This is a genomic window from Variovorax sp. Sphag1AA, from assembly GCF_014192575.1.
Taxonomy (GTDB): Bacteria; Pseudomonadota; Gammaproteobacteria; order Burkholderiales; family Burkholderiaceae_C; genus Variovorax.
Window position 1 is genome coordinate 249,244 of sequence record NZ_JACHYC010000004.1, and the last position, 22,701, is coordinate 271,944.

At 64.4% G+C, this 22,701-nt stretch carries 21 protein-coding genes and 3 tRNA genes; 9 read left to right on the forward strand and 15 right to left on the reverse strand.

Annotation, left to right across the window (positions count from 1 at the left end; all coding sequences use genetic code 11):
* Positions 1–63 precede the first annotated feature (63 nt).
* Complete coding sequence (locus tag FHW64_RS17240; protein WP_184528385.1) at positions 64–456, forward strand: DUF3597 domain-containing protein; 393 nt, start codon at positions 64–66, stop codon at positions 454–456.
* Here FHW64_RS17240 and FHW64_RS17245 read toward each other — a convergent pair.
* Positions 446–1,435 (reverse strand): AraC family transcriptional regulator, encoded by a 990-nt coding sequence (locus tag FHW64_RS17245; protein WP_184528387.1) that lies wholly within the window; start codon positions 1,433–1,435, stop codon positions 446–448. The two genes, FHW64_RS17240 and FHW64_RS17245, sit on opposite strands and share 11 nt — an antisense overlap.
* A gap of 8 nt (positions 1,436–1,443) precedes the next feature.
* Positions 1,444–1,977 carry an OsmC family protein gene (locus FHW64_RS17250; protein WP_184528389.1) on the reverse strand — a complete coding sequence of 178 codons (534 nt, stop codon included), beginning with the start codon at positions 1,975–1,977 and terminating at the stop codon, positions 1,444–1,446.
* Between the two features lie 276 nt (positions 1,978–2,253).
* On the opposite strand from FHW64_RS17250, the gene FHW64_RS17255 reads away from it, so the two are divergent.
* Positions 2,254–3,066, forward strand: a complete 813-nt coding sequence (locus FHW64_RS17255; protein ID WP_184528391.1) for a class I SAM-dependent methyltransferase — start codon at positions 2,254–2,256, stop codon at positions 3,064–3,066.
* Between the two features lie 4 nt (positions 3,067–3,070).
* On the opposite strand, the gene FHW64_RS17260 is transcribed toward FHW64_RS17255, so the two are convergent.
* Positions 3,071–4,114, reverse strand: a complete 1,044-nt coding sequence (locus tag FHW64_RS17260; protein ID WP_184528393.1) for an AraC family transcriptional regulator — start codon at positions 4,112–4,114, stop codon at positions 3,071–3,073.
* 166 nt (positions 4,115–4,280) lie between these two features.
* On the opposite strand from FHW64_RS17260, the gene FHW64_RS17265 reads away from it, so the two are divergent.
* The 3 genes from FHW64_RS17265 to FHW64_RS17275 are packed head-to-tail and all read left to right on the forward strand — an operon-like array spanning position 4,281 to position 9,404.
* Complete coding sequence (locus tag FHW64_RS17265; RefSeq protein WP_184528395.1) at positions 4,281–5,768, forward strand: coniferyl aldehyde dehydrogenase; 1,488 nt, start codon at positions 4,281–4,283, stop codon at positions 5,766–5,768.
* Positions 5,765–7,378, forward strand: a complete 1,614-nt coding sequence (locus tag FHW64_RS17270) for a GMC family oxidoreductase (protein ID WP_184528397.1) — start codon at positions 5,765–5,767, stop codon at positions 7,376–7,378. The genes FHW64_RS17265 and FHW64_RS17270 overlap by 4 nt, the downstream gene beginning before the upstream one ends.
* A 43-nt stretch (positions 7,379–7,421) precedes the next feature.
* Positions 7,422–9,404 (forward strand): alkyl/aryl-sulfatase, encoded by a 1,983-nt coding sequence (locus FHW64_RS17275; RefSeq protein WP_184528399.1) that lies wholly within the window; start codon positions 7,422–7,424, stop codon positions 9,402–9,404.
* Between the two features lie 9 nt (positions 9,405–9,413).
* On the opposite strand, the gene FHW64_RS17280 is transcribed toward FHW64_RS17275, so the two are convergent.
* The 11 genes from FHW64_RS17280 to folC form a co-directional block, all read right to left on the reverse strand.
* Positions 9,414–11,117 carry a M30 family zinc metallopeptidase gene (locus FHW64_RS17280; RefSeq protein ID WP_311733321.1) on the reverse strand — a complete coding sequence of 568 codons (1,704 nt, stop codon included), beginning with the start codon at positions 11,115–11,117 and terminating at the stop codon, positions 9,414–9,416.
* Between the two features lie 116 nt (positions 11,118–11,233).
* Positions 11,234–11,395 carry a hypothetical protein gene (locus tag FHW64_RS17285; RefSeq protein ID WP_184528401.1) on the reverse strand — a complete coding sequence of 54 codons (162 nt, stop codon included), beginning with the start codon at positions 11,393–11,395 and terminating at the stop codon, positions 11,234–11,236.
* A gap of 151 nt (positions 11,396–11,546) precedes the next feature.
* A tRNA-Asp gene (locus FHW64_RS17290) sits at positions 11,547–11,623 on the reverse strand.
* 59 nt (positions 11,624–11,682) lie between these two features.
* Positions 11,683–11,758 (reverse strand) — tRNA-Glu (locus FHW64_RS17295).
* Positions 11,759–11,792: 34 nt separating this feature from the next.
* Positions 11,793–11,868, reverse strand: a tRNA-Ala gene (locus FHW64_RS17300).
* Positions 11,869–11,920: 52 nt separating this feature from the next.
* The gene (gene gltX, locus FHW64_RS17305; RefSeq protein WP_184528403.1) at positions 11,921–13,309 is read right to left on the reverse strand and encodes a glutamate--tRNA ligase; all 1,389 of its coding nucleotides are present in this window, start codon (positions 13,307–13,309) and stop codon (positions 11,921–11,923) included.
* On the reverse strand, positions 13,306–14,529 hold the full coding sequence (locus tag FHW64_RS17310) for an O-succinylhomoserine sulfhydrylase (RefSeq protein ID WP_184528404.1): 1,224 nt from the start codon (positions 14,527–14,529) through the stop codon (positions 13,306–13,308). The genes gltX and FHW64_RS17310 overlap by 4 nt, the downstream gene beginning before the upstream one ends.
* A gap of 8 nt (positions 14,530–14,537) precedes the next feature.
* Positions 14,538–16,037 (reverse strand): amidophosphoribosyltransferase, encoded by a 1,500-nt coding sequence (gene purF / locus FHW64_RS17315; RefSeq protein WP_184528406.1) that lies wholly within the window; start codon positions 16,035–16,037, stop codon positions 14,538–14,540.
* Between the two features lie 12 nt (positions 16,038–16,049).
* On the reverse strand, positions 16,050–16,535 hold the full coding sequence (locus FHW64_RS17320; protein WP_184528408.1) for a CvpA family protein: 486 nt from the start codon (positions 16,533–16,535) through the stop codon (positions 16,050–16,052).
* A 17-nt stretch (positions 16,536–16,552) separates the two neighbouring features.
* Positions 16,553–17,413: an SPOR domain-containing protein gene (locus FHW64_RS17325; protein ID WP_184528410.1), complete on the reverse strand. Its 861-nt coding sequence runs from the start codon at positions 17,411–17,413 to the stop codon at positions 16,553–16,555.
* Between the two features lie 62 nt (positions 17,414–17,475).
* Positions 17,476–18,783, reverse strand: a complete 1,308-nt coding sequence (folC, locus tag FHW64_RS17330) for a bifunctional tetrahydrofolate synthase/dihydrofolate synthase (protein WP_409350634.1) — start codon at positions 18,781–18,783, stop codon at positions 17,476–17,478.
* A 34-nt stretch (positions 18,784–18,817) separates the two neighbouring features.
* Between folC and FHW64_RS17335 the strand changes: the two genes are divergently transcribed.
* From FHW64_RS17335 to argG, 4 genes are all read left to right on the forward strand, one after another.
* On the forward strand, positions 18,818–19,171 hold the full coding sequence (locus tag FHW64_RS17335) for an ArsC family reductase (RefSeq protein WP_184528414.1): 354 nt from the start codon (positions 18,818–18,820) through the stop codon (positions 19,169–19,171).
* Positions 19,172–19,249: 78 nt separating this feature from the next.
* Positions 19,250–19,780, forward strand: coding sequence for a hypothetical protein (locus FHW64_RS17340; RefSeq protein ID WP_184528416.1), 531 nt, complete (start codon positions 19,250–19,252; stop codon positions 19,778–19,780).
* A 126-nt stretch (positions 19,781–19,906) separates the two neighbouring features.
* The gene (locus tag FHW64_RS17345) at positions 19,907–20,230 is read left to right on the forward strand and encodes a pyrimidine/purine nucleoside phosphorylase (protein ID WP_184528418.1); all 324 of its coding nucleotides are present in this window, start codon (positions 19,907–19,909) and stop codon (positions 20,228–20,230) included.
* Between the two features lie 14 nt (positions 20,231–20,244).
* Positions 20,245–21,579: an argininosuccinate synthase gene (argG, locus tag FHW64_RS17350; RefSeq protein ID WP_184528420.1), complete on the forward strand. Its 1,335-nt coding sequence runs from the start codon at positions 20,245–20,247 to the stop codon at positions 21,577–21,579.
* Between the two features lie 21 nt (positions 21,580–21,600).
* Here the strand turns inward: argG and murB are convergent, their stop codons facing one another.
* Positions 21,601–22,653 (reverse strand): UDP-N-acetylmuramate dehydrogenase, encoded by a 1,053-nt coding sequence (gene murB / locus FHW64_RS17355; protein ID WP_184528422.1) that lies wholly within the window; start codon positions 22,651–22,653, stop codon positions 21,601–21,603.
* Positions 22,654–22,701 lie beyond the last annotated feature (48 nt).

A 22,701-nucleotide genomic window follows, 5' to 3' on the forward strand; every position in this document is an offset into this window, starting at 1 on the left:
GAAACACGCCGATCGCAGAATCCGCCGTTCCCCTATCCCTTCAACCACTCAGCGGAGTTATTCATGAGCATTTTCAGCAGCATCCTCGCCAAGATCCTTCCGTCCGCGGCCGCCGCCACGGCGGCACAGGAAGCCGCACCAGCAGCCCCGGAAGCCGCCGCAGCAGCAACTGCAGCGCCTGCGGCGCCTCCGGCCGCGATCACGGTGGTGGATGTGGAAGCCCTGCTCGACGGCATGCCCGGTGCAAGCAGCCTCAACTGGCGCACGTCGATCGTCGACCTGATGAAACTGCTTGGCCTGGACAGCAGCCTCGCAGCACGCAAGCAACTCGCCTTCGAGCTGAGCTACGGGGAGGACACGAGCGACAGCGCCAAGATGAACATCTGGCTGCACCGCCAGGTCATGACCAAGCTCGCCGCAAACGGCGGCAAGGTGCCGGCCGAGCTCATTGCCTGACCAGTTCGCTGCGCTCCTGCGAGCGCATCGACTGGTTGCGCCGCCAGGCTGCCGGCGGCGCACCATACTCGCGCCGGAAAGCCCGGCTGAATGCGGTGTCGGTCTGGTAGCCGACATCCTCCGCGATGCTCGCGAGCGGGGCATTGCTGCGGGTCAGCAGATTCGCCGCGAGCAGCATGCGCCACTGCGTGAGGTACTGCATCGGCGAGCTGCCCACCAGATGCTGAAAGCGCTCCGCGAGCACCGAACGTGAGCTCCCCGCTTCACGCGCCAGTTCATCGAGTGTCCACGCGTGCGCGGGCTGCTTGTGCATCGAATGCAGCGCCGCGCCGACGACGCGGTCGCCCACGCCCGCGAGCCAACCGGTGCGACCCTCGCTCTGCTCGTTCATGTAGAGGCGCAGCACTTCGATGAACAGCACTTCGGCGAGCTTGGCGAGCACGCCTGCGCCGCCTGGCCGCGGCGAGCGCGCCTCTCCGAGCGCGTACCGCACCGAGGCTTCGAGCCACGCGCCGGCATTCGAGCCACGCACATTCACTCGCACGAGCGGTGGGAGACCCGCGAGGAGCATCCCGGCCAGCCGCGCATCACAGGCCAGGTAGCCGCACACCAGCCGCGTCGTCGGCCCGCCGCCGCCATAGGCGAGCTGACGCGGCCGACGCGCCAGCACACGATCGAGCTTGCCGCCCACGGCCGGCTGCAGGCCTGGTTCGGATGTCATGCGATGCGCGTCGCCCTGGGGAAAGATGATCACGTCGCCCGCAATCAAACGCACGGGCTCGTCACCGCTCATCTCGACGAAGCACTCTCCTTCGGTGATGAGGTGAAAGATCACGAGCCGCTCGGCGCCGGGCTCCAGCAGCGGCGCGACCGTGTCCGCACGCGGCGACTGATAGCACCATGGCGCGGTGAAGCGCGCATTGATGAAGATGGCTCCGACGAGCCGTACCACGCGAAGTGTTTCCGACAGCGCATCCATGGCAGGACTCAACGACTGGCGATCTCGATGCGCAGCCCGACCGGCACGGCGTCGTTCACCGCGCGGGCTATCGGTGAGCATTCGCAGCTCTGCTCGACCAGTGTCCGCAGTCGCTCGTCGGGAGCGCCGCGCGCACCGATGCGCACATGCATCTGCACGTCGCGCGGCGTGGCGGGGACCGGAGTTCCATCAGACTCGTGCATGCCCAGAAGCCCGCGCAGGTCGGAGCGGCTGCTCGTCACCACTTCGAGCACCGTGAGCTCGATGTCCTGTGCAGCAGCGGCCATCGCGATACGCGTGGCGGTGCACGATGCCATCCCCGCGCGCAGCAGCCATCCGGGTGTGACCCGGTCACCGGTGCCACCGAGTTCGGTGGCCATGTCGGTCTGCACCTGCGTTCCGTTGGCGTGGCTCGCGATCACGCGCAAGCCTTGATCCCAGCGCGCAGTGGCCGGCGCATCGTCGTGAAGACCCATCTCGGGGCGGCGCTGCAAGGCCGATTCGGCACGGTGCCACGCCGCCGCAATGCTGTCAGCAGCCATGGTTGCCTCCGTGTGGGGACTCGAAACCCGGAATTCTGAGCGCCATGAGGCGCCACGAACAGCAGCAGGAAGAGCTAGGCCGCATGGCCGGATGAATGGTCAGGAATGCCGGACGATCGGCCGGCATCGCCGTCAGCTTCAACCGAGATGCGGACGATCGGGCAGGCACGGGCGACGCGCGAGCAGGACGGATCCGGGGGTGAGGCGCCACAGTGCATGCACGGCCTCAGGGTCGTTCACATCATCCAGTTCGCAGTCCTTAAGGAGCCTCTTTCCATGAATGCACCGATCGACTTCAATGCCTTGAAAACACGCCAGCAGGCGGCGTGGGCCAGCGGCGACTACGCCGTCATCGGCACCACGCTGCAGATCGTCGGCGAGATGCTGGCCGAGGCCTGCGACCTGCGCTGGGACGAGCGCGTGCTCGACGTCGCGGCCGGCAATGGCAACGCGACGCTTGCTGCCGCACGGCGCGGATGCAACGTGACCTCTACCGACTATGTGGCTGCCCTGCTCGATCGCGGCGCCGAGCGCGCACGCGCAGAACGCCTGAAGGTGGAGTTCAAGACCGCCGACGTCGAGGCATTGCCATTCGAAGACGCGAGCTTCGATGCGGTGATCTCGACCTTCGGTGTGATGTTCGCGCCCGACCACGCGAAGTCCGCGGCCGAGATGATGCGCGTGTGCCGGCCCGGCGGACGCATCGGCATGGCGAACTGGACGCCCGAAGGCTTCATCGGCCAGTTGTTCAAGACGCTGGGCCGCCACGTGCCGCCGCCCGCAGGCGTGCAACCGCCTTCCAAGTGGGGCGTGGAATCGCATCTGCAATCGCTTTTCGGTGACCAGGCCGAATCGATCTCGGTAACGCGCCGGATGTTCAACTTCAGGTATCGCTCCCCAGCGCACTTCGTCGAAGTCTTCCGCACCTGGTACGGCCCGGTCCACAAGGCTTTCGCCGCGTTGCCGATGGATGGTGCGCAGGCGCTCGAAAGCGATCTGATCACGCTGCTTTCGGACATGAACCGCGCCGGACCCCACTCCCTGGTGGTGCCGAGCGAGTACCTCGAAATCGTCGTGACGAAGCGCTGAGAACTCAGCGGGCGCGCTCGCGGTAGTAGGCCGGCGTCTGGCCGGTCCACTTCTTGAACGCCTTGCGGAAGTTGGAGACGTCCGAGAAGCCGCTGCGCTCCGCGATCTGGTCGACCGACAGGTCCGTGCGTTCGAGGAACTCGATCGCGAGGCGCTCCCGCAGGCCGTCGATGATGGCCTGGTAGCTGGTGCCCGCCTCGACGAGGCGCCGATGCAGCGTGCGCGGCGATAAGTGCAAGCGCTCGGCCATTTCCTCGGCACGCGGCAGATCGCTCATGCTGTTGAGGCAGGCCTCCTTGATGGACTTGACCAGCGCCGGCTCACCCTCGAGGTCTTCGAGCATGCGGCTGCAGAAGCTCGCGCAGGCATCCGCGGTGATCGGGTTCGCATTGGGCAACGGCATGCCGAGCAGTGACGCATCGAACTGCCACTGCATGACGCCGGCATCGAACTCCACCGGGCAACGCAGGAATTCCGCGTAGCGCGAAGCATACGACGGTGCGGCATAGGGCAACAGCAGGCGCTGCCCCTTGAACTGGCGCTCGAGCACGCGCTCGACGAGCGCCTGGATCGAGCTGAACCAGAACTCGGTCGCGAGCGGAAGCAGCGGGCCGAGATCCATCACGTCGCGGGCTTCGAAGATCGCGGTGCCGCCTTCGACGCGGAAGGTTTTCTCCAGCACCGGTCCCGCGAGTCGCACATGCTCGATCCCGAAGGCGATCGCGTCGGCCAGCGTGGCACTGCTGAGCACCGCGTAGCCGAACACGCCGAAGTCGGAAATGCGCTGGCGGCCTCCCGCGATGAGACCAATGGCCGGCTCGGGGGTGAGCCGCAGCACGTTGCCGAAGAGCGCGATCTTCTGCCGGTGCGAGATGCGCGTCTGCGGGTCGGAGACGGCTTCCGGCGGGATGCCCGTCCCCGCGAACAGATCGGCGACATTGACGCCGCGCTCCGCCAGCGCATCGGTCAGCGCCGTCAACCCGAGCATGCTGTGCGCCGGTGCGTCCAGGTCGCGGATGTAGCGACCGACGATGGGCGTTGCGGGCATTTTTGCGCCTGGGACTGCTTTGGGCACGGTGATCTGGAGCGGCACGGTTGGCAGATTTTCACCCGAATGTGTCGAACTTCAACCTAGGCGCAGATCCTGCCAAACCCTACATTCCATAGCGGCCGGCGTGGCACGGAACCACGACGCGCGCCCAAGGAGACAACACTTGAACGACACCACGGACCAGTTGCACGCTGCGACCGCCATCGCCGCACACGAGCGCGTGCAACGCATTTTTGCGGCGCAGCAAGCGGCCTTTGCCCAACACCCCTGCCCGACAGCCGACGAGCGACGCCAATGGCTCAAGTCGCTCAAGCGACAGATCCAGCGCTATCAGGACCAGCTCGCCCATGCAATGAGCCAGGACTTCGGCCATCGCGCCGAAGCCGAATCGAAGATGCTCGACCTGCTGGGCTCGGTGCTCGAGATCGACCATGCGGTGTCGCACCTGCGGCGCTGGATGAAGCCGAGCCGGCGCTCCACCGAACTGCTTTTCCTGAGCAACCGGGTCCAGGTGCGCTACCAGCCCAAGGGCGTGGTGGGCGTGATCGTGCCGTGGAATTTCCCGATCTATCTTGCCGCCGGGCCGCTCACTGCCGCACTGGCAGCGGGCAACCGCGTGATGATCAAGATGCCGGAAGTGACGCCCGCCACCAATGCGGTGCTCAAGCGGCTGCTGACCGAGGTCTTCGACGAGAACCTGGTTGCGGTCGTGGGCGAAGAACTGACCGACCCGGACGTCTTCACCTCCCAGCCCTTCAACCACATCGTGTTCACCGGCTCGCCTGCGGTGGGTCGCATCGTCATGCGGACCGCGGCGGCCAACCTCACGCCAGTCACGCTGGAGCTCGGCGGCAAGTCACCCGCGGTGGTCACGCGCAACTACCCGATCACCGATGCGGCCACGCGCATCACGCACGGCAAGTCGACCAATGCCGGACAGATCTGCGTGTCGCCCGACTACGCGCTGGTGCCTCGCGAGCGCGTCGACAATTTCGTCGCAGGTGTGCGAAGCACCTTCCAGCGCTTCTATGGAGGGCGCACGGACGGCAACGCGGACTACACCGGCGTAGTGAACGCGCGGCAATGGCAGCGCATGCAGACGATCCTCGACGACGCGCGTGCAAAGGGAGCCCGCATCGAGCTGTGCGCGCCCGCGTCCAAGGGCGAAGGCCGCCAGATGCCGCTGCACATCGTGACGCAGCTCACGCCGGACATGCGCCTGATGCAGGAAGAGCTGTTCGGCCCCATCCTGCCGGTGGTTCCCTACGACACCAACGACGACGCGATCGCCTTCATCAACGCGAAGCCCCGACCGCTGGCGCTCTACTGCTTCAGCCACAGCGATGCCGAACGCGACGAACTGCTGCGGCGCACCCATTCGGGCGGCGTAGCGGTCAATGACTGGGGGTGGCAGGTGGTGAACCACGATGCGCCGTTCGGTGGCATCGGCAACTCAGGCATGGGCACCTACCACGGCGTCGAAGGCTTTCGTGAGCTCTCGCACGCGCGCACGGTGTTCCAGCGCCAGCGCTTCTTTCCGATCGACCTGTTCTATCCGCCGTATGGCGGCTTCGTCCAGCAGCTGGTCCTCAAGTTCTACTTGCGCAGCGCAGATCCGGCGCTCACCCATTCCAACAAAGAGACATCATGAGCATTGAAGAATTCGACTACGTCGTCGTCGGCGGAGGCTCGGCCGGCTGCGTGGTTGCATCGCGGCTGAGCGAGGATCCATCCGTCTCGGTCTGTCTGCTGGAAGCCGGTGGGCCGGACAACAGCGTCTTCATCCACGCGCCCGCGGGTGTCGCGGCCACGCTGCCGGTGCCGTTCAAGAACTGGGCGTTCAAGACGGTGCCGCAGAAGGGCCTCAATGGCCGACAGGGTTACCAGCCGCGCGGCAAGGTGCTCGGCGGTTCGAGCTCGACCAACGCGATGCTCTACGTCCGCGGCAACCGCTGGGACTACGACCACTGGGCCTCGCTCGGCAACGCAGGCTGGTCGTACGACGAAGTACTGCCGTACTTCAAGCGCGCGGAGAACAACGAAACACACCGCGATTGCCCCTTCCACGGCACGGGCGGCCCCCTCAACGTGGCCGAGTTGCGCAGCCCGAGTGCGTTGAACCAGGCATTCCTCGCCGCCGCCGCGATGCACGGGATTCCCACCGTGGCGGACTACAACGGTGCCGAGCAGTTCGGTGCCTTCATGTACCAGGTCACGCAGAAGAACGGCGAGCGCTGCAGTGCGGCCAAGGGCTACATCACGCCGAACCTCTCGCGGCCGAACCTCACCGTGAAGACCAATGCGCTTTCCTCGCGCATCGTCTTCGACGGCCGACGCGCGATCGGCGTGAGCTACAGCGTGGACGGACGAGATGCGACGGTGCGCGCGCGTCGCGAAGTCGTCGTGAGCTCGGGCGCCTTCGGTTCTCCCCAACTGCTGATGCTGTCGGGCATTGGTTCGGGTGCGCAGTTGCAGAAGCTCGGCATCGATGTGCTGCACGACCTGCCCGGGGTGGGAGAGAACCTGCAGGACCACATCGACCACGTGCAGGCCTGGCGTTCTGCCAGCAGCTCGCCGACCTTCGGCGTTTCGATGCGCGGCGGCGTGAAGATGACTGGCGCCATGCTGGAGTGGAAGAAGCAGCGAACCGGCCTCGTCACCTCCAACTTCGCGGAGTCCGGCGCCTTCGTGCGCTCGTCGCGCGACGTCACGGTGCCGGATCTGCAGATGGTCTTCGTCGTTGCCATGGTGGACGATCACAACCGCAAGCTGCATCTGGGCCATGGCTACTCATGCCACATCGAGGTGCTCCGTCCGAAGAGCCGTGGCCATGTGCGCCTCGCGAGCCGCGACCCGCGCGCCGCGCCGCTGATCGACCCGAAGTTCCTCGACGACGAACGCGACCTCGAGCTGCTGGTGAAGGGTGTCGAACTGCAGATGGACATCCTGCAATCGGGCCCCTTCAACCCCTGGCGCGGCAAGATGCTCTACCCCGTGGATCGCAAGGACCGCGCGGCAATCGCGGAAGACATCCGAAACCGCGCCGACACGCAATACCACCCCGTGGGTACCTGCAAGATGGGTCCGAAGGCCGATCGCATGTCCGTCGTCGACGACCGCCTTCGCGTGCACGGCATCGACGCGCTGCGCGTGGTCGACGCGTCCATCATGCCGACGCTGTGCGGCGGCAACACCAATGCGCCGACGATCATGATCGGCGAGAAGGCAGCGGACATGATCCGCGCCGACGCCATCGCCTGAATCTCTCCCTCTCCAGCATTGCATCGAACAGAGAAAGCCTCTCATGAAGACCCGCATCCACATGGCGATCGCCGCCATGATCGCTTCCACGCTTGCTGCCGCCCCCGGCGCATTCGCACAGACCGCAGACGAAGTGCCCTCGTCGCCCAAGCCGGCAACCGCCGCAACCACGAGCGCCAACCAGGCCGTCGCGCGCGGCATGGCGTTCAGCCAGCGCGACTTCGAGGACGCAACGCGCGGGCTCATTGCCACGATGCCCGATCCCCTCGTGAAGACGGCCGAAGGCAAGCTGGTGTGGGATGCGAACCGCTATGACTTCATCCAGGGTGATGCGCCCGCCACGGTCAACCCGAGCCTCTGGCGGCAGGAGAAGCTCAACAATGCGCGCGGCCTCTTCAAGGTCACCGACGGCATCTATCAGATTCGCGGGTACGACCTGGCCAACATGACGCTGGTGGAAGGCAAGACCGGCTGGATCGTGATCGACACATTGCTCACCGCCGAGATCGCGCGCAGCACGCTCGCCTTCGCCATGGAAAAGCTCGGCAGCACCAAGCCGGTGGTGGCCGTGGTCTACACGCACAGCCACGTCGACCACTTCGGCGGCGTTCGCGGCGTGGTCAACGAAGCCGACGTACAGGCGGGCAAGGTGAAGATCATTGCGCCCGAAGGTTTCATGGACAACGCAGTGGCCGAGAACGTGCTCGCCGGCAATGCGATGGCGCGCCGTGCGACCTACCAGTTCGGTGCCGGCCTGGACTCGAACGATCGCCAGGGCGTCGGCAGCGGCCTCGGTAAGGCGCTGAGCGCAGGGACGTCGGGGTTGATCCCGCCCACCGACACGATCTCGAAGACCGGTCAGGAGATGACCATCGATGGCGTGCGCGTCGTCTTCCAGATGGCACAGGGCTCGGAAGCCCCGTCGGAGATGATGTTCTACTTCCCCGACAAGAAGGCGCTGTGCCTCTCGGAAGTGCTGACGAAGCACATGCACAACGTCTACACCATCCGCGGCGCGAAGATGCGTGACGCGCTGGCCTGGAGCAAGTACGCCAACGAAACGATCGACATGTACCCCGATGTCGAGGTTGCCTTCGCGAGCCATCACTGGCCGACCTGGGGCGGCGACAACATCCGCCAGTACATGGCAAACCAGCGAGACACCTATCGGTTCATCCACGACCAGGCGATGAATCTCGCGAACAAGGGCCAGGTGATGGACGAGATCGGCGACGCCGAGTTCTTCCCCAAGGGCCTCGCAGCGGACGCGAGTTCGCGCGGCTACTACGGCACGCTCAGCCACAACCTGCGCGCCGTCTACAACTTCTATCTCGGCTACTACGACGGCAACCCGGCCAACCTGCACAAGCTGCCGCCGACGGAGACTGCGAAACGCTATGTGGCGGCCATGGGCGGCGAAGACGCCGTGCTTGCCACCGCACGCAAGGCCTTCGAGGCAGGTGACTACCGCTGGGTGGCGGAACTGATGAATCACGTCATCTTCGCGAACCCCGCCAACGCGGCAGCGCGTGGGCTTCAGGCCGATACCTTCGAGCAACTCGGCTACCAATCGGAAGCCGGGACCTGGCGCAATGCCTATCTCGTCGGCGCGCGTGAACTGCGCCAGGGTGTGCTCAAGCCGTCAACCTCCACGCAAGGGCCAGACGTTGTGCGCGGCATGAACAACGAGCTGCTGTTCGACTTCATTGCACTGCGCCTGAATCACGAGAAGGCCGACGGCAAGAAGGTCAACATCAACATGGTGTTCACGGACCTCAACGAGACCTGGGCTCTGGAGCTGTCGAACTCGGTGCTCAACAACACGAAGGGCCGCGTGCTGAAGAATCCCGACGCAACGCTCACGCTCACTCGCCCGGCCTTCCTCGCGATGCTGCTGCAGGGCAAGAAGCTGCCGGAGATGGTGCTGTCGGGGCAGGTGAAGGTCAGCGGCAATCCGCTCGCGCTGTCCTCGGTCTTCAGCAACGTCGAGACCTTCGACCCCTACTTCAACATCGTGACGCCGTGATCGGATCGGTCAGTTGATGACCACCGAAAGCGTGGTGCCCGGCGGGACGCGCACCGTCTCGCTGTAGGTACCCGCGACCTTCGACCGTATCGCCGGGAAGCTCGCCAGCGCCTGCAGCAACGCAGGTGCGGACTGCGGCAGCTTGCGGTTGCCGCTGCCAAGGCTCGCGGGGTCGATGGCCGGAAGGCTGAAGACGTCCTCGTTGCGCGCCGGCATGCTGTATTCGACGATGCCTGCGCCCAGCGGGATCAGCCCGGCGGACGCTGCGGCGAAGCGACGCAGCTCCTGGCCGATACCGGACTCGGGGCGTCGCGACTTGATGGCCTTGTCGAGCATCTCGGTCGAGTCCTTCACGCCGGTGTTCGTCAGCAACGCCTTGTAGAAATCGAGGCCGAGCTGACGGTTGAGAAAGCCGCCGAACGAGCCGGTGACCGCATAGCTCTCGCAAGTCGCGCCCATCGGCGTCCACTCCGTCAGGCCGCAGTTGTAGCTGCCCGCGCCGTTGTAGCTGAGGTAGTACGGATAGCGCGAATCGCGGATCGCGTTGTGGCTCGGGTCGATGTTGAAGCTGGCCCAGTCCTCCATCATCAGCGCCGACATTTCCTCGAGCCAGGTGTCGAAGGTGTAGTCCGAACCCATCTTCACGCCGCGGCGGTAGAAGTTCTGCATGTGCATGCCTTCATGCGCCATGACGGTCGCAATCTGCTTCACCCCGTTTTCGCCGTCGAGGTAGAGCGATTCGGAATCGAGATACAGGCTCAGTGATTCATTGCTGTAGGTGAGATCGCCACTGCCCGCCTTGAAGTTGTTGAGACCCCAGAAGTAGCCCACGAGCCCGTAAGGCTGGTGGTCGGGCTTGAAGTTCACGATGAAGATGTCGACCGGCTGGCCGCTGCCCGCGATCAGCTGACTCATGCCGTGGTCACCCCAGAGCGGGCCACCGACGCGAACCAGCATGTCGTAGATGCCGCCTTGCGTGGCGAACTTGTCGAGCATCCGGGTGGCGAGCGCACTGGAGACGCGTGCGGGGTCAAGCTCGTCGGTCTGGACCCACAGGTTGATGGTGGTGCCGTCGGAAGTCGCGCGCTGCGCTGCAAGCTGCACGGTGCGCTGCGTGCGGTCGTAGAGAAAGATGTTGCGCTGGTCTGCGACGGTGTAGGCCGCTGACGGGGTGATCGATTTCAGGAGACTGGGCGATGCCTTCGATTGCGGATCGAGCAGCTTGGCAAAACCGGAGCGGTTGAACTCGCGGATTGCGTCCTTGGCCGAATCGTCCTCGTCGACGGCTTGCTGCACCGTCGCCTTGTTGGCGGTCGTGGCGATTTCGGAACTGGATCGCACCACCAGTCCCGGAAGCGCTTCAGCCGTCGTGCTCTCGTTGGTGAAGACCAGCGTCACGGTCTGCCCGGTGAGGCCCGAAATGGACAGAGGCATATCGACCGGAACGGACGAACCGTTGGCCGCCTGCCAGACCCCGGTGCCGGATCCCGCGTAAGTGCTGTCGTTGATCGCCGCACAGCCCACGCAGGACGCCTTGACCGCATTGCCACCGTCCGACTTGACGTCGGTCGCAGTGGTGCTCGTGGAAGACACGGGGATGTAGCCGCCGCCACCTCCTCCGCCGCCCCCACCACAGGCGGATAGCGACAGGGCCAACATCAATGCGGCGGTTGATCCAAAGACCGATTCAGTTCGCGATTTGTTGCGTTTCACTTCTTCCTGGCTCCACGATGCACGGCACGTGAAACCGAAAGCGTTCGCGCACCGCTACCGCTTATCGACAGGGAAAGAAGAAAGTTGAGACAGGACCGGTACCGGCGTTGCTCCGGTCAACGAAGGGTGGTGCACTCTCTTTCGAGAGCGGCCGAGCGAGAGAGCTGCTCCGTGAGGCGTTCGTTCAGATGCTTTCCGCCACGCCATGCGATCAAGAGCCAACCCACCGCGATCGCGACGACGCTTGCGCCTCCCCAGACGACGTGAACGAAACCCATCGACAACCTCCTTATTGTTGAGGGGGCGAGTCTGCCGGCGAGACTGCGCATCGCGCATCCTGCAAATTGAGGAGGTTCTGGGGACGAATTGGGGACGGGAAAAAGGAAAAAGCCGTTGCAGGTCTAAGACTTGCAACGGCTTTCCGTTTTTTGGCGGAGTGGACGGGACTCGAACCCGCGACCCCCGGCGTGACAGGCCGGTATTCTAACCAACTGAACTACCACTCCGCGTTGGTGTGACTTTCGCTCTCGCATCAAACGATGCTCAAGCCAAGTGCCACAAAACTTGGCGACCCTACGGGGATTCGAACCCCGGTACTCACCGTGAAAGGGTGATGTCCTAGGCCTCTAGACGATAGGGTCAAAACCTGGACTAACTAACCACTCGACGCCCTGTTGGTGGAGGTAAGCGGGATCGAACCGCTGACCTCTTGCATGCCATGCAAGCGCTCTCCCAGCTGAGCTATACCCCCTTTTGTAAGGTTTCCCTTACTGGGTGTCGAGCCTCAAATTATATACAGCTTTTTAGGCTTTCTTCAAACGCTCCAAAATTTTTTCGCGAGAAAAGAGTGCGAGCACTGCATCGAGCGATGGCGTCTGCGGCGTGCCCATCACGAGCACTCGCACCGGCATTGCCAGAGCGGGCATCTTGAGACCATGCACGCCGAGCACTTCCTTGATCGCAGCTGCAATCGAAGCCTTGTCCCAAGCGACGTCGGCGAGTTTATCCGCGAGCGTGGCGATCGCGGGACGCACCGCATCGGTAATGTGCTGCGCGCGATCGGCTTCGCTCGCATTGACATCGGCATAGAAGGCAGCAGCCCATCCGGCAAGCGCGACTGTCGTTTCGCAGCGATCCTTGAACAGACCACAGATCGCGGGCAAGCGCTCATCGGCGGCAATGCCGCGCTTCTTCAACTGCTCCGACACGAGCGGCGCGAGCGCGTCATCGGCCATGGCCTTCAGATGCTGCGCATTGACCCAGCGAAGCTTTGCTTCGTCGAACTGCGCAGCGCTGCGGCCCAGATGATCGAGATCGAACCACTCGATGAACTGCGCGCGCGAGAAGATCTCGTCGTCGCCGTGGCTCCAGCCGAGGCGCGCGAGGTAGTTCACCATCGCGTCGGGCAGGAAGCCTTCGTCGCGGAACTGCGTGACGGGCTTGGCGCCATTGCGCTTGCTCATCTTCTCGCCCTGCTCGTTCAGTACCGTCGGCAAGTGTGCGTACACCGGCGGTTCCTTGCCGAGCGCTCGGAAGATGTTGATCTGGCGCGGCGTGTTGTTCACATGGTCGTCGCCGCGGATGACGTGCGTGATCGCCATGTCGATGTCGTCGACCACCACGCAGAAGTTGTAGGTCGGCGTTCCATCCGGCCGTGCAATGACCAGATCATCGAGTTCGTCATTGCTGATCTCGATGCGGCCCTTGACCTTGTCGTCCCATGCAACCACGCCGCCTTGCGGATTGCGGAAGCGCAGCACGGGCTGGACACCCTCAGGAATTGCCGGCAGCACCTTGCCGGATTCGGGGCGCCAGGTGCCGTCGTACCGCGGCTTTTCCTTTGCGGCCATCTGTTTCTCGCGCAATGCGTCGAGTTCGGCGACGCTCATGTAGCACGGGTAGACCAAGCCTGCCGACTGCATCTCGGCTAGCACCGCCTTGTAGCGGTCCATGCGCTGCATCTGGTAGTACGGGCCTTCGTCATGATCGAGGCCCAGCCATTGCATGCCTTCGAGAATGACGTCGACTGCCGCCTGGGTCGAGCGCTCGAGGTCGGTGTCCTCGATTCGCAGGATGAAGTCGCCGCCGGTGGAGCGCGCGAATGCCCACGGATAGAGCGCCGAGCGGATGTTGCCGAGGTGGATGAAGCCAGTCGGCGAAGGTGCGAAACGGGTACGGGTCTTTTGCGTCATGCGAGGTTGTTCAGGCCGCCGAGCCCTCGAAGGAGGTCGGCCTTGATGTCGTCGATGTGGTCCAGGCCGACCGCAACGCGGATCAGACCCTGGCTGATGCCGGCTGCCTGACGCTGCGCCTCGGTGAGGCGTCCATGCGAGGTGGTGGCCGGATGCGTGATGGTGGTCTTGGTGTCGCCGAGGTTGGCGGTGATGCTGAGCACGCGGGTGCTGTCGATCACCTGGAAGGCATTGGCGCGCGCCACCTCAGGTGTGTCGCCGGGCACGTCGAAGGACACGACCGCGCCACCCATGCCGGACTGCTGGCGCATCGCAAGCTTATGCTGCGGATGCGATTTCAGACCGGGGTAGTAGACGCGCGAAACCCCTGGCTGCGTTTCCAGCCATTGCGCCAGCGCGAGCGCGCCGACGCAGTGGGCCTGCATGCGGATGCTCAAGGTTTCGAGTCCCTTGAGCACGATCCATGCATTGAACGGCGACAGCGCCATGCCCGCGGTGCGAACCACCGGGCCGAACACTTCGTTGATGAGCTTCGCCGATCCGCAGATCGCGCCGGCCAGCACGCGCCCCTGCCCTTCGAGGTACTTGGTGCCCGAGTGGATGACGAGGTCCGCGCCCAGTTCGGTGGGGCGCTGCAGCGCCGGCGAACAGAAGCAGTTGTCGACCGCGAGCAGCGCGCCGGCGTCATGCGCCAGATCGGCAAGCGCGCGGATGTCGCACACGTCCGTCAGCGGATTGGTCGGCGTTTCCGCAAAGAGCAGCTTGGTGGTCGGCCGGACAGCAGCTTTCCATTCCGCAATGTCGGTCTGCGATACGAACGTGGTCTCCACCCCGAACTTGCCGAACTCGCGGCCGATCAGATTGAGCGTCGATCCGAACACCGAACGCGAGCACACCACATGGTCGCCCGCCTTGAGGAGCCCCATGCACATCATGAGGATCGCCCCCATGCCGCTCGACGCGCCGATGGCCGCCTCGGTGCCTTCGAGCGCCGCGAGCCGGCGCTCGAAACTGGCGACGGTGGGATTGGAGGTGCGGGTGTAGGTAAAGCCCTCTTCGGTGCCGGCGAATCGTCGAGCCGAAGTTTCAGCATCCGGCTGCACGAAGCTGCTGGTGAGGAACAGTGCCTCGGAGTTCTCGCCGTACTGGCTGCGCTCGAGCGCGGTGCGCACCGCGAGCGTGTCGCGATGCAGACCAGGCGGAAGGGAATGATCCGTCACGTCGGCGCTCAGCTCAGATTGGGCAGTGCGAGCCGAGATGAGTCTTCTTCCGTCTCTTCGATGCGCGGACGGTTGCCGTTCATGCGGGTGATCGCTTCGGTGTCGATGTCGCCGGTCACGTAGACACCGTCGAAGCACGACGCGTCGAAGCCGTCGAGCTTGGGATTGATCGAACCGATGGCGCGCTTCATCGCGTCGACGTCCTGATAGATCAACGCATCGCATCCGATGAGTTCGCGGATTTCCTCGACGGTGCGGTCGTGCGCCACCAGTTCGTCCTTGGTTGGCATGTCGATGCCATAGACATTCGGGAAGCGCACCGGCGGCGCTGCGCTGGCGAGGTACACCTTGCGGGCACCTGCGTCACGCGCCATCTGCACGATCTCTCGGCTTGTGGTGCCGCGCACGATCGAGTCGTCGACCAGCAGCACATTGCGGCCCTTGAACTCGCTGCCGATGACATTGAGCTTCTGGCGCACGGACTTCTTGCGCACACCCTGCCCCGGCATGATGAAGGTGCGGCCCACGTAACGGTTCTTGACGAAGCCCTCGCGATACGGAATGCCCAGCAGATGCGCCAGTTGCGTCGCGCTCGGGCGGCTCGATTCGGGGATGGGAATGATGACGTCGATCTCGTTGGGCGGCACGGTCGACACGACACGCTTGGCCAGCGTTTCGCCAAGATTAAGTCGCGCCTGGTAGACCGAGATGCCGTCGAGTACGGAATCGGGTCGTGCCAGATAGACGAACTCGAAGATGCACGGATTGAGCGTCGGCGAATCCGCGCATTGCTCCGAGTGCACCTGGCCTTGCAGGTCCACAAAGACCGCCTCGCCCGGCGCGATGTTGCGCTCGAACACATGGCCCGAGCCTTCGAGTGCGACCGATTCGCTCGCGACCATGACGGTGCCGTCGGCACCACGGCCGAGCGCGAGCGGCCGGATGCCATAGGGATCGCGAAACGCCAGCAGACCGTGGCCGGCGATCAGCGCCACCACGGCGTAGGAACCACGCAACCGCTTGTGTACGTTGCGCACGGCTTCGAACAGCGTCGCTGACGTCAGTGCGCCGCCACGGGTCGCGCGATCGATCTCGTGCGCCAGCACGTTAAGCAGCACTTCCGAATCGCTCTCGGTGTTGGTATGCCGGTGATCCGTGGAGAACAGTTCAGCGCGCAGCGCGTGGGCGTTCGTGAGATTGCCGTTGTGGACCAGCACGATGCCGAAGGGCGCGTTCACGTAGAAGGGCTGTGCCTCTTCCTCGCTGTAGGCATTGCCGGCGGTGGGATAGCGCACTTGCCCCAATCCGACGTCACCCGGCAGCGCACGCATATTGCGGGTGCGGAAGACGTCGCGGACCATGCCCTTGGCCTTGTGCATGAAGAACTTGCGCTGCTGCAAGGTGACGATGCCGGCGGCATCCTGGCCGCGGTGCTGCAAAAGCAGCAGCGCGTCATAGAGCAGTTGATTGACGGGAGCGTTGCTGACAACGCCGACGATTCCACACATGAAGCGATCCTCTCAAGGCAGGTAGCTTGCCAACTTTTCAGGCAAGGCAGGCTTCAGTCCCTGCAATGCCGAGTCAAGAACAATGGCGCTGCGCGATTCGTGCCACCAGGCACTGTCGCTCAACGCCAGCAAATGAACAACAACCGCCAGTGCGAGCAGCGCCACCGCGCCACGCGCCACGCCGAACACTCCGCCGAGAACGCGATCCACTGGCCGCAACCCGATCGTCGTCACCAGCTTCCGCGCCAGCGTCGCCACCAGCCCCACGCTGAAAGCAACGGCCACGAACACCAGGACGAACCCCGCCGCATAGCGCCAGGTTGCAGCCGGCTCGCCGAACGGCAGCCATCGACCCACGTCGTCCGCCAGCCATTGAGCGCATAGGAAAGCAGCCACCCAGCCGGCCAACAGCACGATTTCAAACACCAGTCCGCGCAAAAGCCCCAGCAACATCGACACCACGACAAGCACGACCGCGATCCAGTCGAGGAGCACCACGTCGCTTCGCCGGCAGGCTACAAGCTGAGGACAGCTGCCGGCAAAGACAAGCCCTTGACCTTGCCCGCAGCCTTGTCCGCCTCGGCACGCGAAGCAAACGGTCCGACGCGGACGCGCGTGCGCTCGCCGTCGGACGTCTTCGCGACATTCGTATAGGTCTTGAGCCCGGCCTTTTCAAGCTTCTGGCGCACTTCCTTGGCCTTGTCCGCATCGGCGAAAGCACCGACCTGGACGACGAAGCGGCCGTTGTCTTCAGCTGCCGCAGCCGGCTTCGCGGCCGTGGCGGTAGCAGTGGGCGACTTGCCTTCCAGCAGTGCACGTGCCCTGTTGCCGTCATCAGAAGGCGCTGGTTTGGAGGTGGCGGCCTTGGGTTCGGACTTCGACTCGGACTTGGCCTCGACCTTCGGCTCCTGCTTGGCCTTGGGTTCTGGCTTGGGCTCCGGCTTGGTTTCGGGCTTTGGCGCAGGTTCCGACTTGACTTCCGGCGGCGGCGTCACGGCCGCCAGCTTCGAAGAAGGGATTTCGGTTCCGTCCGCGGCCTCGGTGATCACACCGTCGTCGCTGGCCGGCACGGACGAAGCGCTTGGCTTGCCGCTCGCGGCGGGGGCAGGTGCGGGCGTGGACGGGACCACCAGGGGCTTGGCCTTGTTCCGGTCGGGAATCTCGATGGGGATGTCGACGGCCACAGGCCGCGGTTGCGTATCGAACAACAGTGGAAAGCCGATCACACCGATCAGCACCAGGACGGCTGCGCCGAGGAGCCGGTGCCGCGCCCGGCGGCGCATGGCTTCAATGCTTTCCGCCGGCGGTGCGGTGGCGGCGGAGTTTCGCCCTTCGTTGCCCTGAGGACCGCGTTCGCGGAACTTGAAGAACGCCATGAAATTCGTTTTCCTGATGGAGTGCAGCGTGAAGTGGAAAGAGCGCCGGAAATCAGGCTGATTCAGGAGCCAGACGACAGGTGCTTGGCCCGCAGACGAGGGGTTCCGTGTTCGAGCACGCCACCCACGGTGAAGAACGATCCGAAGACGACGATTCTATCAGTGGGGTCCGCGTGATCGATGGCGGCCTGCAGCGCTTCCATGGGGGAGCGATGCACGCTGCCAGCGACGTCGGTTCGCTTGTTTTGAGCCTGCCAGCGGGCAAGAAGGTCGTCCGCCTTGGCGGCGCGCGGCGTCGGCAGATCGGTGAAATACCAGCGGTCGATCATCGGTCCGATGCGCGCGAGGATCGGTTCCAGATCCTTGTCGGCCATGACGCCGAACACCCCGTGCGTCGTCGGATAGAAGCCCATCGCGTCGAGGTTCTCTGCGAGCGCCGCGACCGCATGTGCGTTGTGCGCGACGTCGAGTACGAGCGCCGGCTCGCCCGGCACGATCTGGAAGCGCCCGGGCAATTCCACCATGGCGAGACCATTGCGTACCGCCTGTGCGGTGATCGGAAGGCGCGACCGCAATGACTCGAGCGCAGCCAGCACACCCGCAGCATTGACCAACTGGTTGGCGCCCCGCAGCGCCGGGTACGCGAGCCCGCTGTAGCGCCGGCCGCGTCCGCTCCAGCCCCACTGCTGCTTGTCGCCCGCGACGTTGAAATCGCGCCCGACGAGCCAGAGATCGGCGCCGATCGCGTTGGCATGGTCCACCACGCTCTGCGGAGGCATCGGGTCGCTCACGATCGCGGGACGGCCCGCGCGCAGAATGCCGGCCTTTTCGCGCCCGATGCTCTCGCGGTCGGGGCCGAGGAATTCCATGTGGTCTAGATCGATGCTGGTGATCACGGCGCAATCGGCATCGACGATGTTGACCGCATCGAGGCGACCACCCAAGCCGACTTCCAGGATGGCGACGTCCGGCTTGTTTTCAGCAATGCACAGCAGGATGGCGAGCGTGGTGAACTCGAAATACGTCAGCGCGACCTCGCCGCGCAGACGTTCGACCGTTTCGAAGTGCTTCGAGAGTTCTTCGCCGTCAACCGTTTCTCCGCGCAGGCGAAGGCGCTCCTCGAAACGCACCAGATGCGGCGAGGTGAAGACCGCGGTGCGATAACCCGCGTGCGTGAGGATCGATTCCAGCATCGCGCAGGTCGAGCCCTTGCCGTTGGTACCGGCCACCGTGATCACGGGACATTCAAAGGAAAGGCCGACCTTTGCGGCCACGGCGCGGACCCGGTCGAGCCCGAGTTCGATGTTCTTGGGATGCAGGTGCTCGGCGTGCGCGAGCCAGTCGGCAAGGGTTTTCATGGAGCCCTGAATTGTCGCCGAGGAGCACCGCGGGCATCATCGGGGGATGACGACTCTCTATGGCATCCCCAACTGCGACACCGTGAAACGCGCCCGATCGTGGCTTGACGAGCACGGTGTGGCCTACCGCTTCCATGACTTCAAGAAGGACGGCGTGCCCGAGGCCGAGCTCGACAAGTGGTTGAAATCACCGGGATGGGAAGCGCTGGTCAATCGCCGCGGAACGACATGGCGTCGGCTCGATGACGCCACTCGCGCCGCAATCGTCGACGCGCCGTCGGCGCGAGCGGTGCTGCTGGCCAATCCCAGCCTGATCAAGCGACCGGTCGTCCAGTGGGACTCCGCGCGCAGCGTGACGACAGGGTTCGATGCGGCTGAGTGGAAAAGCCACGTTGTGTAAACGGTTGAACCCGGTCAGCCGAACCGCGTCCAATCCCGTTACAGAGGCCGCAGAGCCCATATCAGGAGCTTTTTTGACATGAACACGAAGATGATTCGCAGGATTTCCGTCATTTCCGCGCTGGCAGCCACGCTCGCGGGCGCGGCCACGATGGCAAATGCGGAACAGGTGCAGGCGCGGGTGATCTCATCGTCGCCGATGACCCAGCCAAACGGCGCCACCAGCTACCAGGTGACTTACGAATACGCCGGCCGCCAGTACACAACGCAGACGAACACGCCGCCCGGCGCCAGCATTTGGGTCGATGCCAACAGCTACGGCATTACTTCGCCCGTTCCTCCGCAGCAACAGCAGTACGCGCAGCAGCAATATGCGCAACCGCAAGCGCCCGCTCCCCAGAGCTGGGACAACGTCGTTCCTGAGCAAGGCGTAGTGGTTTCGGGCGGCGGCGCCGTCGCACCGGCGCCGGTCTATGGTCCTGCCCCCGTGTACGTGCAGCCCGCAGCGCCGGTCTACTACCCTGCCCCGGCCTACTACCCGCCCCCTGTCTACGCCTACCCGCCGATCGGTATCTCGCTGGGCTTCGGCTACTCGCGCGGCTGGCGTTGAGCCCCACTGGCCGGGAGGGCCGGCCGGAAGCCTAAAATCACGGGCTTTCCAATCAACGCACGTGCGTGCCCTGCAAGGGGCGCGCCGCCGGATGCCCCGCGCAGCCGGCACCACGCCCTCCTATTCATGAGTACAACCGAATCCCTCCAGAACGTCTCGGTCACGACCAAGGCGAATGTGTATTTCGACGGCAAGTGCGTGAGCCATGGCCTCACGCTCGCCGACGGCACCAAGAAATCGGTCGGCGTGATCCTGCCGTCCACGCTCACCTTCAACACCGGCGCGCCGGAAATCATGGAAGGCACGAGCGGCCGCTGCGAATACAAGCTCGCCGGCACCGACACTTGGGTGGCCTCGGGCGTGGGCGAAAAGTTCAGCGTTCCCGGCAACTCGTCGTTCGAGATCCGCGTGAGCGGAGAGCCCTACAGCTACATCTGCCACTTCGGTTGAAACGGGATCCGAACATGTCCACCATTCTTCAGAACGTCCCCGTCGGCCAGAAGGTCGGCATCGCCTTCTCCGGCGGCCTCGACACCAGCGCTGCGCTGCACTGGATGCGCAACAAGGGCGCCATCCCCTATGCCTACACCGCCAACCTCGGCCAGCCGGATGAGCCGGACTACGACGAGATCCCGCGCAAGGCGATGCTCTACGGCGCCGAAAAGGCCCGCCTCATCGATTGCCGCGCGCAGCTCGCCGCCGAGGGCATCGCTGCCCTGCAGGCCGGTGCATTCCACGTCACGACCGCTGGCCTGACCTACTTCAACACCACGCCACTCGGCCGCGCGGTGACAGGCACGATGCTGGTGTCGGCCATGAAGGAAGACGACGTCAACATCTGGGGCGACGGAAGCACCTACAAGGGCAACGACATCGAGCGCTTCTACCGCTACGGCCTCCTGACCAATCCGGCGCTGAAGATCTACAAGCCCTGGCTCGACCAGACCTTCATCGACGAACTCGGCGGCCGCGCCGAAATGTCGGCATTCATGCAGAAGGCCGGCTTCGCCTACAAGATGTCGGCCGAGAAGGCCTATTCCACCGACTCGAACATGCTCGGTGCGACCCACGAGGCCAAGGACCTCGAGCACCTCAACAGCGGCATGAAGATCGTCCAGCCGATCATGGGCGTCGCCTTCTGGAAGGATGAAGTCGAGGTCAAGCGCGAAGAAGTCACGGTCCGCTTCGTCGAAGGTCGTCCTGTTGCGATCAATGGCGTCGAATACGCGAACCTCGTGGACCTGATCCTCGAAGCCAACCGTGTCGGCGGCCGTCATGGTCTCGGCATGAGCGACCAGATCGAGAACCGCATCATCGAAGCGAAGAGCCGCGGCATCTACGAAGCCCCGGGGCTGGCACTGCTGTTCATCGCCTACGAGCGCCTGGTCACCGGCATCCACAACGAAGACACGATCGAGCAATACCGCGACCATGGTCGCCGCCTTGGCCGCCTGCTCTACCAGGGCCGTTGGTTCGATCCGCAAGCGATCATGCTGCGGGAGACCGCCCAGCGCTGGGTTGCACGCGCCGTCACCGGCGAAGTGACGATCGAGCTGCGGCGTGGCAACGACTATTCGATCCTGAACACCGAGTCGCCCAACCTGACGTACCAGCCCGAGCGGCTGACCATGGAAAAGGGCGAATCGACGTTCTCGCCGGCGGACCGGATCGGCCAGCTCACGATGCGTAACCTCGACATCACCGATACGCGCGACAAGCTGAAGATCTACACGCAGACGGGTCTGTTGTCGTCCAAGCAGGGGGCGTCTCTCCCCCAACTCCAAAACGACGAAAAGTAAGCGCTTGACGCCTGGGGCGAGCTAGACCACCACCGGTTCGGGCTCCAGGCGAATGCCGAAACGTTCGTAGACACTGGTCTGGATCGCCTTGGCCAGCGTCATCACCTCGCCCCCGGTGACGGGGTTCGCCTTGCCGCCGCGATTGACGAGTACCAGCGCCTGCCGCTCATACACGCCGGCATTGCCCACCGACTTCCCCTTCCAGCCGCAGGCATCGATGAGCCAGCCGGCCGCCAGCTTGATGCTGCCGTCAGCCATCGGGTAGTGAACGATCTTGGGGTCGCGCGCGATGATGTCCGCGCACTGCTCCGCCGTCACAGTCGGGTTCTTGAAGAAACTGCCGGCGTTGCCGAGCACCCGCCAATCGGGCAACTTCGCACGCCGGATGGCGCACACCCAGTCGAAGATTTCGATCGGGTCCGGCGTGAAATTGCCGGTCTCGGCCATCTTGCGTTCAAGGTCGAGGTAGCCGACCACCGGCTTCCAGGGCTTGGGGAGCCTGAAACGCACCCGGGTGATCAGCGAGCGCCCCGCGAGCCCGAAGTCGTTTTCTCCGGCGGCCACGTGCTTGAACACCGAGTCCCGATAGCCGAAAGCGCACTGCGCCGCATCGAGTGTGAACGTCCGGCCGGTCTCGAGGTCGATCGCGTCGAGTGAATCGAAGCGATCCTGCAGTTCGACGCCATAGGCGCCAATGTTCTGAACGGGCGATCCGCCCACAGTGCCAGGAATCAGCGCGAAGTTCTCGAGCCCGGGGTAGCCCTGGTCCAGCGTCCAGCGAACGGTGTCGTGCCAGATCTCGCCGGCACCCGCCTCGACGATCCAGGCGCGTGAGGTTTCCTCCACCAGCCGCCGACCCTTGATTTCGACCTTCAGCACCAGCGGCTTCACGTCGCCGGTCAGCACGATGTTGCTGCCGCCGCCGAGCACGAACTTGGGCGCATCCCGCCATTTCTCGTCCGCCAGCAGCGCGACCACGTCGGCTTCTTCGCCAATGCGCACCAGATGCTGCGCGCGCGCGACGATGCCGAAGCTGTTGTGCTGTTGCAGCGGTACGTTGTGCTCCACGATCATGGGAGAATTGTCGCATTCGTGCGCCGCGCGGCACTGCGTGCGGCCCTC

Excerpts from the sequence above, each read along its gene's own strand:
- FHW64_RS17325 (WP_184528410.1), bottom strand. The coding sequence starts at position 17,413 with ATGGCGTTCTTCAAGTTCCGCGAACGCGGTCCTCAGGGCAACGAAGGG.
- FHW64_RS17255 (WP_184528391.1), top strand. The coding sequence starts at position 2,254 with ATGAATGCACCGATCGACTTCAATGCCTTGAAAACACGCCAGCAGGCG.
- argG (WP_184528420.1), top strand. The coding sequence starts at position 20,245 with ATGTCCACCATTCTTCAGAACGTCCCCGTCGGCCAGAAGGTCGGCATC.
- FHW64_RS17335 (WP_184528414.1), top strand. The coding sequence starts at position 18,818 with ATGACGACTCTCTATGGCATCCCCAACTGCGACACCGTGAAACGCGCC.
- FHW64_RS17250 (WP_184528389.1), bottom strand. The coding sequence starts at position 1,977 with ATGGCTGCTGACAGCATTGCGGCGGCGTGGCACCGTGCCGAATCGGCC.
- FHW64_RS17270 (WP_184528397.1), top strand. The coding sequence starts at position 5,765 with ATGAGCATTGAAGAATTCGACTACGTCGTCGTCGGCGGAGGCTCGGCC.
- purF (WP_184528406.1), bottom strand. The coding sequence starts at position 16,037 with ATGTGTGGAATCGTCGGCGTTGTCAGCAACGCTCCCGTCAATCAACTG.
- FHW64_RS17240 (WP_184528385.1), top strand. The coding sequence starts at position 64 with ATGAGCATTTTCAGCAGCATCCTCGCCAAGATCCTTCCGTCCGCGGCC.
- FHW64_RS17275 (WP_184528399.1), top strand. The coding sequence starts at position 7,422 with ATGAAGACCCGCATCCACATGGCGATCGCCGCCATGATCGCTTCCACG.
- FHW64_RS17345 (WP_184528418.1), top strand. The coding sequence starts at position 19,907 with ATGAGTACAACCGAATCCCTCCAGAACGTCTCGGTCACGACCAAGGCG.
- gltX (WP_184528403.1), bottom strand. The coding sequence starts at position 13,309 with ATGACGCAAAAGACCCGTACCCGTTTCGCACCTTCGCCGACTGGCTTC.
- FHW64_RS17340 (WP_184528416.1), top strand. The coding sequence starts at position 19,250 with ATGAACACGAAGATGATTCGCAGGATTTCCGTCATTTCCGCGCTGGCA.
- FHW64_RS17285 (WP_184528401.1), bottom strand. The coding sequence starts at position 11,395 with ATGGGTTTCGTTCACGTCGTCTGGGGAGGCGCAAGCGTCGTCGCGATC.
- murB (WP_184528422.1), bottom strand. The coding sequence starts at position 22,653 with ATGATCGTGGAGCACAACGTACCGCTGCAACAGCACAACAGCTTCGGC.
- FHW64_RS17245 (WP_184528387.1), bottom strand. The coding sequence starts at position 1,435 with ATGGATGCGCTGTCGGAAACACTTCGCGTGGTACGGCTCGTCGGAGCC.
- FHW64_RS17260 (WP_184528393.1), bottom strand. The coding sequence starts at position 4,114 with ATGCCCGCAACGCCCATCGTCGGTCGCTACATCCGCGACCTGGACGCA.